The organism is Pseudomonas sp. F-14 TE3482 (genome assembly GCF_053629455.1).
Genome location: NZ_JBRJII010000001.1, coordinates 4,364,568 through 4,377,872, shown reverse-complemented (window position 1 = coordinate 4,377,872; position 13,305 = coordinate 4,364,568). Strand labels below are relative to the sequence as shown.

9 protein-coding genes and 1 tRNA gene are annotated in these 13,305 nt (G+C 60.7%); 5 read left to right on the top strand and 5 right to left on the bottom strand.

All coding sequences use genetic code 11. The features are described 5' to 3' along the window. Positions 1-63: 63 nt before the first annotated feature. Genes AB7M26_RS19660 through AB7M26_RS19645 form a run of 4 tightly spaced genes read right to left on the bottom strand, consistent with a single transcriptional unit; the run spans position 64 to position 4,302 of the window. Entirely contained in the window at positions 64-1,176 is a 1,113-nt protein-coding gene (locus tag AB7M26_RS19660; RefSeq protein ID WP_429385816.1) for an acetoin dehydrogenase dihydrolipoyllysine-residue acetyltransferase subunit, read from the bottom strand. Next, entirely contained in the window at positions 1,173-2,192 is a 1,020-nt protein-coding gene (locus AB7M26_RS19655; protein WP_123494889.1) for an alpha-ketoacid dehydrogenase subunit beta, read from the bottom strand. The genes AB7M26_RS19660 and AB7M26_RS19655 overlap by 4 nt, the downstream gene beginning before the upstream one ends. A 33-nt stretch (positions 2,193-2,225) precedes the next feature. Further along, positions 2,226-3,203: a thiamine pyrophosphate-dependent dehydrogenase E1 component subunit alpha gene (locus tag AB7M26_RS19650; protein WP_095631147.1), complete on the bottom strand. Its 978-nt coding sequence runs from the start codon at positions 3,201-3,203 to the stop codon at positions 2,226-2,228. Further along, positions 3,181-4,302, bottom strand: coding sequence for an ATP-NAD kinase family protein (locus AB7M26_RS19645; protein WP_123494890.1), 1,122 nt, complete (start codon positions 4,300-4,302; stop codon positions 3,181-3,183). The genes AB7M26_RS19650 and AB7M26_RS19645 overlap by 23 nt, the downstream gene beginning before the upstream one ends. A 387-nt stretch (positions 4,303-4,689) precedes the next feature. Between AB7M26_RS19645 and AB7M26_RS19640 the strand changes: the two genes are divergently transcribed. After that, positions 4,690-6,576, top strand: coding sequence for a sigma-54-dependent Fis family transcriptional regulator (locus tag AB7M26_RS19640; protein WP_429385813.1), 1,887 nt, complete (start codon positions 4,690-4,692; stop codon positions 6,574-6,576). 111 nt (positions 6,577-6,687) lie between these two features. After that, on the top strand, positions 6,688-8,688 hold the full coding sequence (locus AB7M26_RS19635) for a peptidase U32 family protein (protein ID WP_429385811.1): 2,001 nt from the start codon (positions 6,688-6,690) through the stop codon (positions 8,686-8,688). A gap of 199 nt (positions 8,689-8,887) precedes the next feature. On the opposite strand, the gene AB7M26_RS19630 is transcribed toward AB7M26_RS19635, so the two are convergent. Then, positions 8,888-8,962: transfer RNA gene (locus AB7M26_RS19630), tRNA-Gln, on the bottom strand. A gap of 152 nt (positions 8,963-9,114) precedes the next feature. Between AB7M26_RS19630 and AB7M26_RS19625 the strand changes: the two genes are divergently transcribed. The 3 genes from AB7M26_RS19625 to dapF all read left to right on the top strand — a co-directional run bounded on the left by AB7M26_RS19625 (position 9,115) and on the right by dapF (position 13,211). After that, complete coding sequence (locus AB7M26_RS19625; protein ID WP_429385809.1) at positions 9,115-10,227, top strand: CapA family protein; 1,113 nt, start codon at positions 9,115-9,117, stop codon at positions 10,225-10,227. 335 nt (positions 10,228-10,562) lie between these two features. Next, the gene (locus AB7M26_RS19620; RefSeq protein WP_123494895.1) at positions 10,563-12,302 is read left to right on the top strand and encodes a dipeptidase; all 1,740 of its coding nucleotides are present in this window, start codon (positions 10,563-10,565) and stop codon (positions 12,300-12,302) included. A gap of 90 nt (positions 12,303-12,392) precedes the next feature. Continuing rightward, positions 12,393-13,211, top strand: coding sequence for a diaminopimelate epimerase (dapF, locus tag AB7M26_RS19615; protein ID WP_429385808.1), 819 nt, complete (start codon positions 12,393-12,395; stop codon positions 13,209-13,211). Positions 13,212-13,305: the final 94 nt, after the last annotated feature.

The following is a 13,305-nucleotide window of genomic DNA, read 5'->3' as shown; positions in this document are numbered from 1 at the left end:
CATGTTGAAATCTCCTTGAAGTCGTTGGCCAGGGCGACCCGCAAAAAGGTCGCCATGGGAGCATCAGTGTTGTTGCACAAAGTCCAGAATCAGCCGGTTGACCTGCTCGGCCGCTTCCATCTGCACCATGTGCGCCTGGCCCGGCAGGATTTCGATCCGGGCTGTCAGGCCGACACTGTGGGCCGCAGGAATGATCGCGTCGTCACCGCCCCAGATCAGCAACACCGGCTGCCGGCTTTCTTGCACCACGCCGCGCAGATCGAACTGTTGCCGTCCTTCTTTGAACAATCCCGAAACCAGCTGGCGCAGGGCCGCGTCCACCCCTTCCAGGCGCTTGTACTTGAGCATGTCTTCGAGCATCTGCCGATTGACCAGTTCGGGGTCGGAGAACAGTTGCATCAGCTGTGGCTTGAGGGCATTGCGGCTGGCCGCCTCGACAAAACCTTGCAGGTAATCGCCGTTGATTTCCGCGCCCAGACCGGCGCTGCCGATCAAGGTCAGGGAACGTACCCGTTGTGGAGCCAGACGTGCGGTGTTCAGCGATACCGCACCGCCCATGGAATGACCCACCAGATGCGCTGCGGGAATGTCCAGGTGATCGAGCAATGCCAGCACCACGCCGCTCAGTTCATCCAGGTTTCCGTGCTCCAGCTGTTTGGTTGATTCGCCATGGCCCGGCAGATCCAGAGCAATCACCCGTTGCTCGGCAGCCAGTGCTTCATGATTGAACATCCAATTGTTCAGATCACCGCCAAACCCGTGCACCAGCACCAGAGGCACCCCGCCTTCGCCTCGCTCGAAGTAACGGATCAGCCGCCCGTCCAGTTCGACCTTCTGCGGCTTCGGCCCACGGTCTTCCTCGGCTCCGTCACCCGGCACGAACGCGGCCTGAAACTGCTCGATCACCGCATCGATTTCGGCCTCGCTGGCTTCGCCGTCGACCACAATGCCGAGCAACGCACCGACCGCAAGGGTTTCATCCTGGCGCGCGATCTGCCGACGCAACACACCGGAAAATGGCGTCTCGACGCTGCTGGAAATTTTGTCGGTTTCCACATCGAGTACTTCATCGCCCTTGGCGATCGCCTGGCCCTCCTCCTTGAGCCAGACATCGACCCGGCCTTCTGTCATCGACAAGCCCCACTTGGGCATCGTCAGGGTATGAATCTGGCTCATGAGCGCTTGCTCCACTCGATCAACTTGAGCACGGCGTTTTCGATCTTCGCCGCATCAGGGATATAGAGGTCTTCCAGGGCGTCGGAGAATGGCACTGGTGTGTGCGGCGCAGTCACCATCTCGATGGGCGCCTTGAGCGAGGCGAACGCTTTTTGCGCCACCAGGGCCGAGATATCAGTGGCCATGGAACAGCGCGGGTTGGCTTCGTCGATCACCACCAGGCGCCCGGTCTTTTCCACGCTTTCGAGAATGCTGTCTTCGTCCAGCGGGCTGGTGGTGCGCAGGTCGATGACCTCGCAGTCAATGCCTCGCGCGGCCAGGCTGCGGGCTGCCTCCATCGCCGTATTCACCGTGCGCCCATAGGAGACCAGCGTCACGTCCTTGCCATCGCGCAGGAAGTTGGCTTCTCCGAACGGGATGGTATAGAGCTCTTCCGGTACCTCACCCTGCATGCTGTAGAGCAGTTTGTGCTCACAGAAGATCACCGGGTCGTTATCGCGGATAGCCTGGATCAACAGGCCCTTGGCGTCATAAGGGGACGACGGGCAGACGACTTTCAGCCCGGGGATGTGGGTCCACAGCGATGTGAGCATTTGCGAGTGTTGGGCCGCTGCCCGCAGGCCCGCGCCGACCATGGTGCGAATTACCAACGGAGTGGAGGCCTTGCCACCGAACATGTAGCGAAACTTGGCCGCCTGATTGAGGATCTGGTCCAGGCAGCAACCGGCAAAGTCGACAAACATCAATTCACACACCGGGCGTACGCCGCAGGTCGCTGCGCCTACCGCGGCACCGACATAACCCAACTCAGACAGCGGCGTGTCCAGCACGCGTCCGGGGAATTGGTGATAGAGGCCCTTGGTCACGCCCAGCACCCCGCCCCAAGCGTCGTTTTCACCGGGAGCACCGGCGCCGCCAGCGACGTCTTCCCCCATGATGAACACGGTGGGATCGCGGCGCATTTCCTGGGCCAGAGCTTCATTGATTGCCTGCTGATAACTGATTTTTCTCGCCATGATGAAGGTCTCGATTCTTGTTATAGGGGGCGTTCAGGGATAGGAAACGTAGACGTCGGTCAGCAGGTCGGCCGCACTCGGCTTGGGGTCGGACTTGGCCTTGCGCACGGCATTTTCGATCAGCAGGTCCACTTCGCTATCGATCTGGTCCAACTGGCTGGCATTAATCAAACCGGTCCGGGTGGTGCGTTCGCGAAACTGCATCAGGCAGTCGTTGTGCTCGCGGAAATACTTGACCTCGTCCGGTGCCCGGTAGGTCTGGGCGTCGCCCTCGAAGTGACCGTAATAGCGGGTGAGCTTGACCTCGATCAGCGACGGTCCTTCACCCGCTCGAGCCCGTTCCACGGCGGCACCGGCGGCTTCGTGAACAGCGAAAAAATCGAAGCCGTCGACGGTGACCCCAGGCATGCCGAAGCCGGCCGCGCGGTCGGCGATGTGATCGCACGCCACAGACCAGTTGGAGGCCGTGGCCTCGGCATAACCATTGTTCTCGGCAACGAACAGGCACGGCAGGTTCCACACCGAAGCCATGTTCATTGCTTCGAACACCGCACCTTCATTGGAGCCGCCGTCGCCGAAGAACACCACCGCGACGCTGTCGGTACCTTTGAGTCGGGCGGCCAGAGCTGCGCCCACAACCAGCGGTGCGCCGGCGCCGACGATGCCATTGGCGCCGAGCATGCCCTTCTCGAAATCGGCAATGTGCATGGAGCCGCCCTTGCCCTGACAAACCCCGGTTTTCTTGCCGTAGATCTCGGCCATCATCCCGTACACATCAACGCCCTTGGCGATGCAATGGCCGTGGCCACGATGATTGGAGGCGATGCAATCATCATCCCCCAGGTGAGCCATGACACCGGCGGCCGAGGCCTCTTCGCCGGCATAAAGATGGACAAAACCGGGAATCTCGCCGGTGGCGAACTCCACGTGCAAGCGCTCTTCAAAAACGCGGATGGTGCGCATCACCCGATAGGCATGCAGCAATTGATCAGCGGTCAGCTGTGTCGACATTTTTATTCTCCAGGGTGTCTTGAGGCTCAGGTTTCAAGGTGCAAGGTTCAAGGTTCAAAGGGTGTTGCGGATGTTCACGGCCGATGGCCAGCAGCCGCTCTCGCGCTGCATAGGCCAGCGCCGCATTGACATCGATGCTCAGCGGACCGCCGGCATCGAGGGTAACGGTGGGTAAGTCATGGGCGTTGAATTCGATTTCCCGCTCGCCATCCAGGGCCAGGGTGCCGCTGGTCAGGCACAGACGATGGGCAACGCCGGGGTCAAGGCTGGCGGCGGCGAGTACGCCGCAGCCTTGCAACAGGCCGGGCGCCAGTGGCACCAGCAACGCTTCGCAAGAGTGCGGATCAAGGCGCATCCAGGCGCCATTGGGGGCTTGGCGCGATACCGGAAACCACAAGCCACAGAGCGCCGAAAGGCCAATGGACTGAGGTTCGGCGAAGGTTACAAACACCTCCGCCAGATCGATCCCACGGCTGATGGCGCGGGCGCCGGTAAAGGGCAGCGAGGACACCGCCACGTCCACCAGGGCCACTTCGCACAGGTCGCGGTTCGCAATCCGCACCAGCAGACGTTTATTGCGGCGCAAAGCGATTTCGGGTGGAATCCGCCCGCTGGCGAACAACCCGCCGGCCAGCCCGGCACTGGTGGCCTCACGCAGTTCCGGGAAGGCATTGTTGGTCCCCGTCGACAGCGTCAGCAGTGGAATGTCGCCGACTTCTGCAGCCACCGCTTTGTGGGTACCGTCACCGCCGAGTACGGCGATCAGCGACACGCCGCGTTCAGCCATCCAGCGCGCAGCCTGGCGGGTGTCCGCCACGCTCTGGCGCAAGGTGAGGTCGAGGAACTCCAGGGTGGGCCAGTGGCTGTCACGCGCCTGGCGGCCATGACTGTTCTTCAGCACCGCAGCGGCGATGCCGGTCATGTCGGTGGGCATCAGCACCCGCTCGACACCGGTGGCACCAAAAGCTGCCAGCAGCCGCTGGATCACCGAGACCTTGTCGGTGCTGGAAAACAACCCGGCATTCGCCGTCAGGCGCCGTACATCCCGGCCGGACGCCGGGTTGGCAATGATGCCGACGGTCAATGGCAAGCGACTCATGCCAGCACCACAGGTAGAACAGGGAAAAGGCCTCGGCAGGAGGACATAGGGCACCTCTTTTTATTATCAGGTTGGCAGCGCACTGGTTGCTGGGACTAGGTTGCAGGGGCTACGTTTCAGGGGCTACGTTTCAGGGACTAGAGCAAGGCCGGTGCCAGATTTGCAAAAAAGCGCCAGGATGCCTGTTCCAGAGCGGCTCCGACTTGAGCCCATGAGGGTTGGGATCACGCTCGATTGAGACGTCCCATGTCAGCCAGCACGGGTTTGTGGTGAGACCTTGAGACGTTGCGTCTCACCGTCGCGGGGAGTGAACCGATGCTTGTCGAGCGTTCCTGAACGGCGCTTAATGGCCGCACAACTAAAAGAACATCGAACCGGAGACCTTAAATGCTTTCCGCCCACTCGAAGGCGCACGTGGATTGCGTCAGCCGTGTTTTGAAGAACGCGGCGCACCTGCCGCAACTGCCTGTGCCGGACTTGATATTGGACTCCTGGCGCCGCTCCATGGAGCAACACCACCTGGACCCCGGCTCATTACAAGGGCCACGCATCCTTTCGCAAAACGTGCTGCAGGAGTGTCAAGAACGCTCCGAACTGTTCCTGCGCATCGCCAGCGAAGAAGTCGCCCGCCTCCATGGTCGCGTGCGCGATGCCGATTACTGCGTATTGCTTACCGATGCCCAGGGCCAGACCATCGACTACCGCGTGGAAAGCACTATCCGAAATGACTGCCGCAAAGCCGGCCTGTACCTGGGCACCTGCTGGTCAGAAGGTGAGGAAGGCACCTGTGGCGTGGCCGCGGTGCTGACCGCACGAACACCGGTCACGGTGCATAAGCGAGATCACTTCCGCGCCGCTTTTATCGGGCTCACCTGCTCTGCTGCTCCCGTCTTTGACCCTCGGGGTGAACTGCTCGGAGTGCTTGATGTGTCCGCGGTGCGCTCTGCGGATGACCGCCGTTCGCAACACCTGATCCGGCAGATGGTGGTGCAGAGCGCGCGGGAAATAGAACAGGCGTTTTTCATGAGCAGCGCCCAGGGCTACTGGGTGCTGCGGGCTCACAACAGCCCGGGCTATGTCGACAGCCAACCCGATTACCTGCTCGCCTGGGACGATGACGGACGACTACAGGCGCTGAACCCTGCGGCACGGCAGTGGCTGTCGCACAGCTTTGGTCAACTGCCGGAACACATCGACCAAGTGTTCGATCAGCAGTTATTGCATCGGGCCAGGGACGAATCGCTTTGCCTGCTTCACTGCCAGGGTGGCCGCCACGCCTTGCATGGACGACTCAGCGCGCCACGGCGGGTCAAACGCACCCCGGCGCGCCGGGTGCTGTCACCCGCAGAACTCGACCCGCGACTGGAAGAAAGCCTGCGCCTTGCGGTGCGGGTCAAAGACCGCAATCTACCGGTGCTGATCCAGGGGGAAACCGGTTCTGGCAAGGAAGTCTTCGCCCGCCAGCTGCACCAGGCCAGCCTGCGCCGTGAGCGACCTTTTATCGCGGTGAACTGCGCAGCGATTCCCGAAAACCTGATCGAAAGTGAGCTGTTTGGTTATGTGGCCGGCGCTTTCACCGGTGCCTCGAGCAAAGGCATGCAAGGGCTGCTGGAACAGGCCGATGGCGGCACTCTGTTTCTCGATGAAATCGGTGACATGCCCCTGCCCCTGCAAACCCGCCTGTTGCGGGTTTTAGCCGAGGGCGAAGTGGCGCCCCTGGGAGCGTCGCGCAGCAAAGCGATAGACATTCAGGTCGTCTGCGCGAGCCACCGCGATCTGGAATCGCTGGTGACCTCTGGGGCGTTTCGCGAGGACCTGTACTTTCGCCTCAGAGGTGCGCGATTCCAGTTACCGCCGTTGCGCGAGCGCAGCGATCGGCTGGCCTTGATCAACCGGATACTCGAAGAAGAATCGTCGGCCTGTGGGATAGCGGTGCAGCTGGGAAGCGCCGCGCTGGAATGCCTGCTCGGCTATCGCTGGCCGGGAAATGTGCGCGAACTGCGGCATGTGCTGCGTTACGCATGTGCGGTGTGCGAGACCCATTTGATTCTGTTGAGTGACTTGCCTGAGCAACTGCTCGGCCATCGACTCAATGATCCGGCTTCAGCTGACACCGTGGAACGCTGCGCCAGTCCGGAACGCCAGGCACTCATCGATGCCCTCGTGCGTCATCGCTGGAAACCCAATGCCGCGGCCAAGGCCTTGGGCATCTCACGGGCAACGCTGTATCGACGGGTGCATCAGCATGACATCGACATGCCTGGCAGAGGCTAACCACAGCTTCATCCGGTCGCCCCGCTCGTCGCCGGAGGGGCCTATGGGTGCCGATCAAACATTTCGTCGCTACAATGCGCACCTTGACCGTGACAAGCCAGACTAAAAAATATGTCCCTGCCCAAACATCACCTGGAACTGCTCAGCCCCGCCCGCGACGTGGCCATCGCCCGCGAGGCCATTCTGCATGGCGCCGACGCCGTGTACATCGGGGGCCCGAGTTTCGGCGCCCGCCACAACGCCTGTAACGAGGTGAGCGATATCGCCCAATTGGTGGAATTCGCCCGTCGCTACCACGCCCGGGTGTTCACCACCATCAACACGATCCTGCACGACAACGAGCTGGAGCCGGCCCGCAAGCTGATCCACCAGTTGTACGACGCAGGCGTCGACGCGCTGATCGTCCAGGACCTGGGCGTGATGGAACTGGACATTCCGCCGATCGAGCTGCACGCCAGCACCCAGACCGACATCCGCACCCTGGCGCGGGCGAAGTTCCTCGACCAGGCTGGCTTCTCCCAATTGGTACTGGCCCGCGAGCTGAACCTCCAGGAGATCCGTGCCATCGCCGACGAAACCGATGCGGCGATCGAATTCTTCATCCACGGCGCGCTGTGCGTGGCGTTCTCCGGCCAGTGCAATATTTCCCATGCGCAGACCGGCCGCAGCGCCAACCGAGGCGACTGCTCCCAGGCTTGCCGCCTGCCCTACACCCTCAAGGACGAAAAAGGCGGTGTCATCGCTTACGAAAAACACTTGCTGTCGATGAAGGACAACAACCAGAGCGCCAACATCCGCGCGCTGGTGGAAGCCGGCGTGCGCTCGTTCAAGATCGAGGGTCGCTACAAAGACATGGGCTATGTGAAGAACATCACCGCCTGGTATCGCCAGCGCCTGGACGATGTCCTCGAAGACCGCCCGGACCTGGCCCGCGCGTCCAGCGGCCGCACCGCGCACTTCTTCGTGCCCGATCCGGACAAAACCTTCCACCGTGGCAGCACCGACTACTTCGTCAGCGACCGCAAGATCGACATCGGCGCCTTCGACACACCGACCTTCACCGGCCTGCCAGTGGGCGTGGTGGAGAAAGTCGGCAAGCGCGATCTGCTGGTGGTCACCCACGAACCGCTGTCCAACGGCGACGGCCTCAATGTGCTGGTCAAGCGTGAAGTCGTGGGCTGGCGTACCAACATCGCCGAGCCGAAGGGCGAGTTCGAAGAGGACGGGGAAAAGCGCTACCGCTATCGTGTGGAGCCCAATGAGATGCCTAAGGGGCTGCATCAGCTGCGACCGAATCACCCGCTGAGCCGCAACCTCGACCACAACTGGCACCAAGCCCTGCTCAAGACCTCCGCCGAGCGCCGGATCGGTGTTGCCTGGGTCGCTCGCCTGCGTGAGGATCGCCTGGAGCTGACGGCAACTAGCGAGGAAGGTGTCAGCGTCAGTGTCATCCTGGAAGGTCCGTTCGGTCTGGCCAACAAGCCGGAACAGGCCCTGGAACAGCTGCACGACCTGCTCGGCCAACTGGGCACCACGCAGTACCACGCCACGGCGATCGAACTGGATGCACCGCAGGCGTATTTCATTCCCAACTCGCAGCTCAAGGCCTTGCGCCGCGAAGTCATCGAAGCGCTGACCGCGGCCCGCATCAAAGCCCACCCTCGTGGTGGTCGCAAAGCCGAGACCGAGCCGCCACCGGTGTACCCGGAGTCGCACCTGTCGTTCCTGGCCAACGTCTACAACCAGAAAGCCCGCGACTTCTATCACCGCCACGGCGTCAAGCTGATCGACGCGGCCTATGAGGCTCACGAGGAGACCGGCGAGGTGCCAGTGATGATCACCAAGCACTGCCTGCGTTTCTCCTTCAACCTCTGCCCCAAACAGGCCAAGGGCGTCACCGGTGTGCGTACCAAAGTCGCGCCGATGCAACTGGTGCACGGTGATGAGGTGCTGACGCTGAAGTTCGACTGCAAGCCTTGCGAGATGCACGTGATCGGCAAGATGAAGGGGCACATCCTTGACCTGCCGCAACCGGGCAGCGTGGCCCAGCAGGTCGTCGGCCACATCAGCCCTGAAGAGCTGCTCAAGACCATCCCTCGCGCGCCCCACTGAGTGACTGGCGAGCGCGCCGCTACGGCGCCGCGCTCGCTGCGCTCGCAAGACGGTTGAATGTTAAAGGCGTCACTCAGAGGGATTTGCAGGCATAAAAAAACGCCAGGCCGGATCGGCGTTGGCGTTTTCTGTATGACGACTCTCCAGGACTCCCGCACTGCCTGCCGGCGGGGTCATACTTGGATGAGTATCAGGAAAATGGCAGGGGCGGCTGGATTCGAACCAACGCATGGCAGGATCAAAACCTGCTGCCTTACCGCTTGGCGACGCCCCTGTATCTGTAGCGAGTGCCCTTGCGCGACAAGCCCTGTAAGGGCCGCTGCAAGAACGGGCGGCAATTTATCAACTTTCTCTTCGTCTGGGAAGGCCAACACAAAAATATATTTGTTTTAAAACAGATGCTTACTCTTGATGCTGGAGGGTGCCATGGCGGCTGTTACCGATACACTGAAGCTGTTTCTCGCCGGCGATGTCATGACCGCCCGTGGCATCGACGCAGTACTGCCGCATCCTGGCGATCCGCAGCTTTACGAAGACTACGTCAAGAGTGCCGGCGTTTACGTCCGACTGGCAGAAAGACTCAATGGCCCGATTCCCCTCCCCGTCGATTTCACCTATGTCTGGGGCGCTGCATTGGATGAGTTTGAACATCGCCAGCCACACGCACGCATCATCAATCTGGAAACAGCGGTGTCGCGCCGCGGACGACCGGCGCCAAAAGGCATCAATTACCGCATGAGCCCGGAGAACTTCCCGGCCATCAGCGCCGCCGGCATCGACTGCTGCGTGCTGGCCAACAACCATGTGCTGGACTGGGGAGCAACCGGCCTGGCCGATACGCTGGATACCTTGTCGAGCAACGGCATGTGCAGCGCCGGCGCCGGGCACGACAGGCTATCGGCCGAAGCGCACGCCGTGCTGCCGCAGCCTGGCGGGCGGCGCTTGCTGGTGTTTGGCCTCGGCGCACCAGACAGTGGCATACCGCCGGACTGGGCCGCCACGGACAGGCGCGCAGGCGTTGCGCGCCTTGAGGATCTGTCGATGCACAGCCTGCGCCCTGTGGCCGAACGGATTCTCCAGAGCAAAAAACCGCAGGACCTGGTGGTCGCCTCCATTCACTGGGGCGGCAACTGGGGGTTCGATATCCCGCGCGAGCAGGTCCGGTTCGCCCATGCCTTGATCGACGAAGCCGGAGTTGACCTGGTGCACGGGCATTCCTCACACCACATCAAGGGCATCGAGGTGTACCGCGAACGCCTGATTCTCTATGGCTGCGGCGACCTGCTGAACGATTATGAAGGCATCGAGGGCCACACAGCCTTTCGCGGCGACCTGGGGCTTCTGTACTTTGCCTCGCTGGACCCGAACGGGCACCTGCAGTCGCTGGATCTGGTCCCCACTCACCTGCGTGGCTTTCGCATCTGTCGCGCCGAAGGGGATGACCGTCAATGGCTGCACGACACCCTTTCTCGCGAGTGCGCACGCTTGGGCGGCAGCATCCAGCCGGTTGCGAAAAATACCTTCGAGTTGCGTTGGTAAAACCCTACTTTTGTGGCGAGCGAGCTTGCTCGCGCTGGGCTGCGGAGCGGCCCCAAAAATCTGACAACAATCGCCGATTTTTGTGAGTGCTACGCACTCAAGCGGGAGCAAGCTCCCTCGCCACAGGGGTTTCTACTGACTCAAGACTTTCTTGAATGAACAGCCTAGGGAACCTTCCCGGTTTTTTTCGTTTCTGCGTCGCTTTTGCATTTTTGTGCGACAGATCCCACTTCAGGGACTCCCGTACCACTCCCATGTGGTGTTAGTTTGGAAAAGTTTCTGACTCATCGACCAGATATTTCTTACAACCTGCCTGCAAAGGAATGCCCCCAACAATGGATTTTTCACTCAAGCACCTGGCCGCGACAACCCTGATGCTGGCCAGCCTTTCGTCGTTCACCACGTCAGCGCACGCCAACATCACCCCGCAACAGAGCGCGACCATCCTCAAGACCTTCAGTGACACATCGGTCACCGATTTCAGGCAATTCCTGGGACGCCTGGCCAAGAGCGACCTTGCCCACACCAGCGATCTCGGCCCGGCAATCAGTGCCTTCCAGGGCAACAAGCCGCTTACCGCTGAACAACAGAACGAGATCCATCGCCTGCTTGGCCTCTATGCACGGGTGAAATACGGCAACGCGGCCACCGAGACCCTGCGCGAGCTGGTGGCAATCCCGACCTTCCGCGTGGACGGCGTTGCTCAGCACGACAATCCCGAATTCATCAAGATCGCCGACAAGCTCAAGGGCCTCGCCCAAGCGTTCAATCTGAATTTTCGAAACATCGACAACCGCGTCTATGAAATATCCCTCGCAGGCAATGGCGACGAAGTCGTAGGCATTCACGCGCATGCCGATGTGGTGCCCGTAACGCCGGAGAACTGGGTCCTGAAAGACGGCACCCGACTCGATCCGTTCAAGGTCACTCTGGTCGGTGACCGCCTGTATGGCCGCGGCACCGAGGATGACAAGAACGGTATCGTGGTGGCGCTCTACGCCATGAAGATCATCAAGGAAGAGAAGCTGCCGCTGGCGAGGAATTTCAAGCTGCTGGTAGACACCACCGAAGAAACCACTGGCGACGCCATCCCCTATTACTTCGAACACAACCCGACGCCCAACTACAACCTGGCACTGGATGGCGGCTATCCGGTGGTGATTGCCGAGAAAGGCTACGGCACCGTCATGGCCAGTTTTCCTCGGCGCGCCGCACAGGGCAAAGGCGCCGAAATCACTGCAATGACGGGCGGCTTGGCAACCAACCAGATTCCATCGACTTCGGTCGCCACCCTGGTGACTGCCAAACCCGCCGAATTGGCTGCCAGCCTGCAGAAAGCAGGTAGCGATTATGCCAAGCGCAATGGCGGCAACTTCGAGGTGAGCGCCAAGGTCGTCGGCAAGGACGTCAAACTGACGGTCACCGGCGTTTCCGCCCATTCCTCCGAACCCGAATCAGGCGTCAACCCGGTGGCAAGGATGCTGGACTTCATCAACAGCCTCGACGGGAAGGTCGCGCTCAAGCACAACCACATGACCGACGCCGCCCGCTACGCCGCCGACAACTGGGGACTGGACTACCTGGGTGGCAAATTGGGGGTCGGCTTTTCCGATGACTTCATGGGACCGCTGACCGCATCCCTGACCTACGTCGGGATGGATGAAAAAACCTTCAAGCTGGCGGTCAACCTGCGGGTGCCCAAGGGCAAATCCCCGGAAGTGCTCAAGACCGAAATCGCCGACAAGCTTGGCGTCTGGAGCAAGAAGACCCACATTGCGGCGGCCTTTGACTACTCGATCGCCGAGCCGATGCACCGCAACCCGGAGGGTGAATGGGTCAAGGCCCTGCTGGCCGTGGCCAGCGAAAACCTCGGCATGGAACACAAGTTCGGCACCTCTGCCGGCGCTACTTCGGTCCATGAGTTGCCCAATGGCGTGCAGTTCGGCCTGGCCAGGCCCGAGGTCAAGTACACCGGCCATAACGACAACGAGTTCAAGACCGTCGACCAGTTCCTGCTGGACCTGCAGATCGTGACCGAAATGTTCGGGCGCATCGGGCAGATGCCAAAACTCTGATCCCTCCTTTCGGACCCGCTATTCTGGCGGGTCCATTTTTATGCGATTGGGGCTGGGTGGCCTCCCATGCCTGGTCGACAGGATCCCTTTATGCCGCTGAGTTTTCATAAAATGCACGCCAATGGCGATGACTTCGTCATTGTGGACTCGCGAAATTCGGCCAATCCAATGACAAGCACCATGGCTCGGCGAATGGGTGATCGGCACCGAGGAATCGGGTTCAATCAACTCGCGGTGGTGCTCAATTGTGATGATGCCGTTGCGCGCCTGATGTTCTGGAATGCCGATGGTTCCACCCTGGATGCGTGTGGCAGCGCAACACGGGGGGCCGCGGATATGCTGATGCGCGAATCAAATACTACGTCGATAACACTGCGAACCAACCGTGGCCTACTCACGTGTGAGCGAACCTCAAGCGGCGCAATTTCCGTCAACATGGGGGAGCCGCTTTTCGGCTGGTCGGAAATTCCCCTCGCGCTGGAACTGGATACGGCTGTTTTACCGCTGGCGGGTGACCCAGCCGCGACCAGTATGGGCAATCCGCACTGCACCTATTTCGTCGATGATCTAACCGCCGTTGATATAGCAACCCTCGGACCGACCATTGAAACCAACCCTCTATTCCCCCTCAAGACGAATGTGCATTTCGTCCAGATCATTAATCGAAAGCACATTCGATTGCGCATTTGGGAGCGCGGGGGCGGGATTCCACTCGGCTCAGGCTCCTGCTCTTGTGGCGCCGCTGTTAACGGCATTCGTCGTGGTTTGTTAGATCATTGCGTTGAGGTTGAATGTGATGGCGGCACTGTAACGGTTCAATGGGATGGCGTGGGACCTGTCTTTCTCATCGGGCCGGTAGAGACAACGTTTTCGGGAAGTGTTCACGACAGCCTCTCCTTCAGGCTATGAATCGGCAACCATCGCATAACTGACCTATTCTGAATCGACCGACAAAAGATCATCCTTTTGAGGTACCTGAACTCGTTACAGCAATGGAGGCTGG

Excerpts from the sequence above, each read along its gene's own strand:
- AB7M26_RS19660 (WP_429385816.1), bottom strand. The coding sequence starts at position 1,176 with ATGAGCCAGATTCATACCCTGACGATGCCCAAGTGGGGCTTGTCGATG.
- AB7M26_RS19655 (WP_123494889.1), bottom strand. The coding sequence starts at position 2,192 with ATGGCGAGAAAAATCAGTTATCAGCAGGCAATCAATGAAGCTCTGGCC.
- AB7M26_RS19650 (WP_095631147.1), bottom strand. The coding sequence starts at position 3,203 with ATGTCGACACAGCTGACCGCTGATCAATTGCTGCATGCCTATCGGGTG.
- AB7M26_RS19645 (WP_123494890.1), bottom strand. The coding sequence starts at position 4,302 with ATGAGTCGCTTGCCATTGACCGTCGGCATCATTGCCAACCCGGCGTCC.
- AB7M26_RS19640 (WP_429385813.1), top strand. The coding sequence starts at position 4,690 with ATGCTTTCCGCCCACTCGAAGGCGCACGTGGATTGCGTCAGCCGTGTT.
- AB7M26_RS19635 (WP_429385811.1), top strand. The coding sequence starts at position 6,688 with ATGTCCCTGCCCAAACATCACCTGGAACTGCTCAGCCCCGCCCGCGAC.
- AB7M26_RS19625 (WP_429385809.1), top strand. The coding sequence starts at position 9,115 with ATGGCGGCTGTTACCGATACACTGAAGCTGTTTCTCGCCGGCGATGTC.
- AB7M26_RS19620 (WP_123494895.1), top strand. The coding sequence starts at position 10,563 with ATGGATTTTTCACTCAAGCACCTGGCCGCGACAACCCTGATGCTGGCC.
- dapF (WP_429385808.1), top strand. The coding sequence starts at position 12,393 with ATGCCGCTGAGTTTTCATAAAATGCACGCCAATGGCGATGACTTCGTC.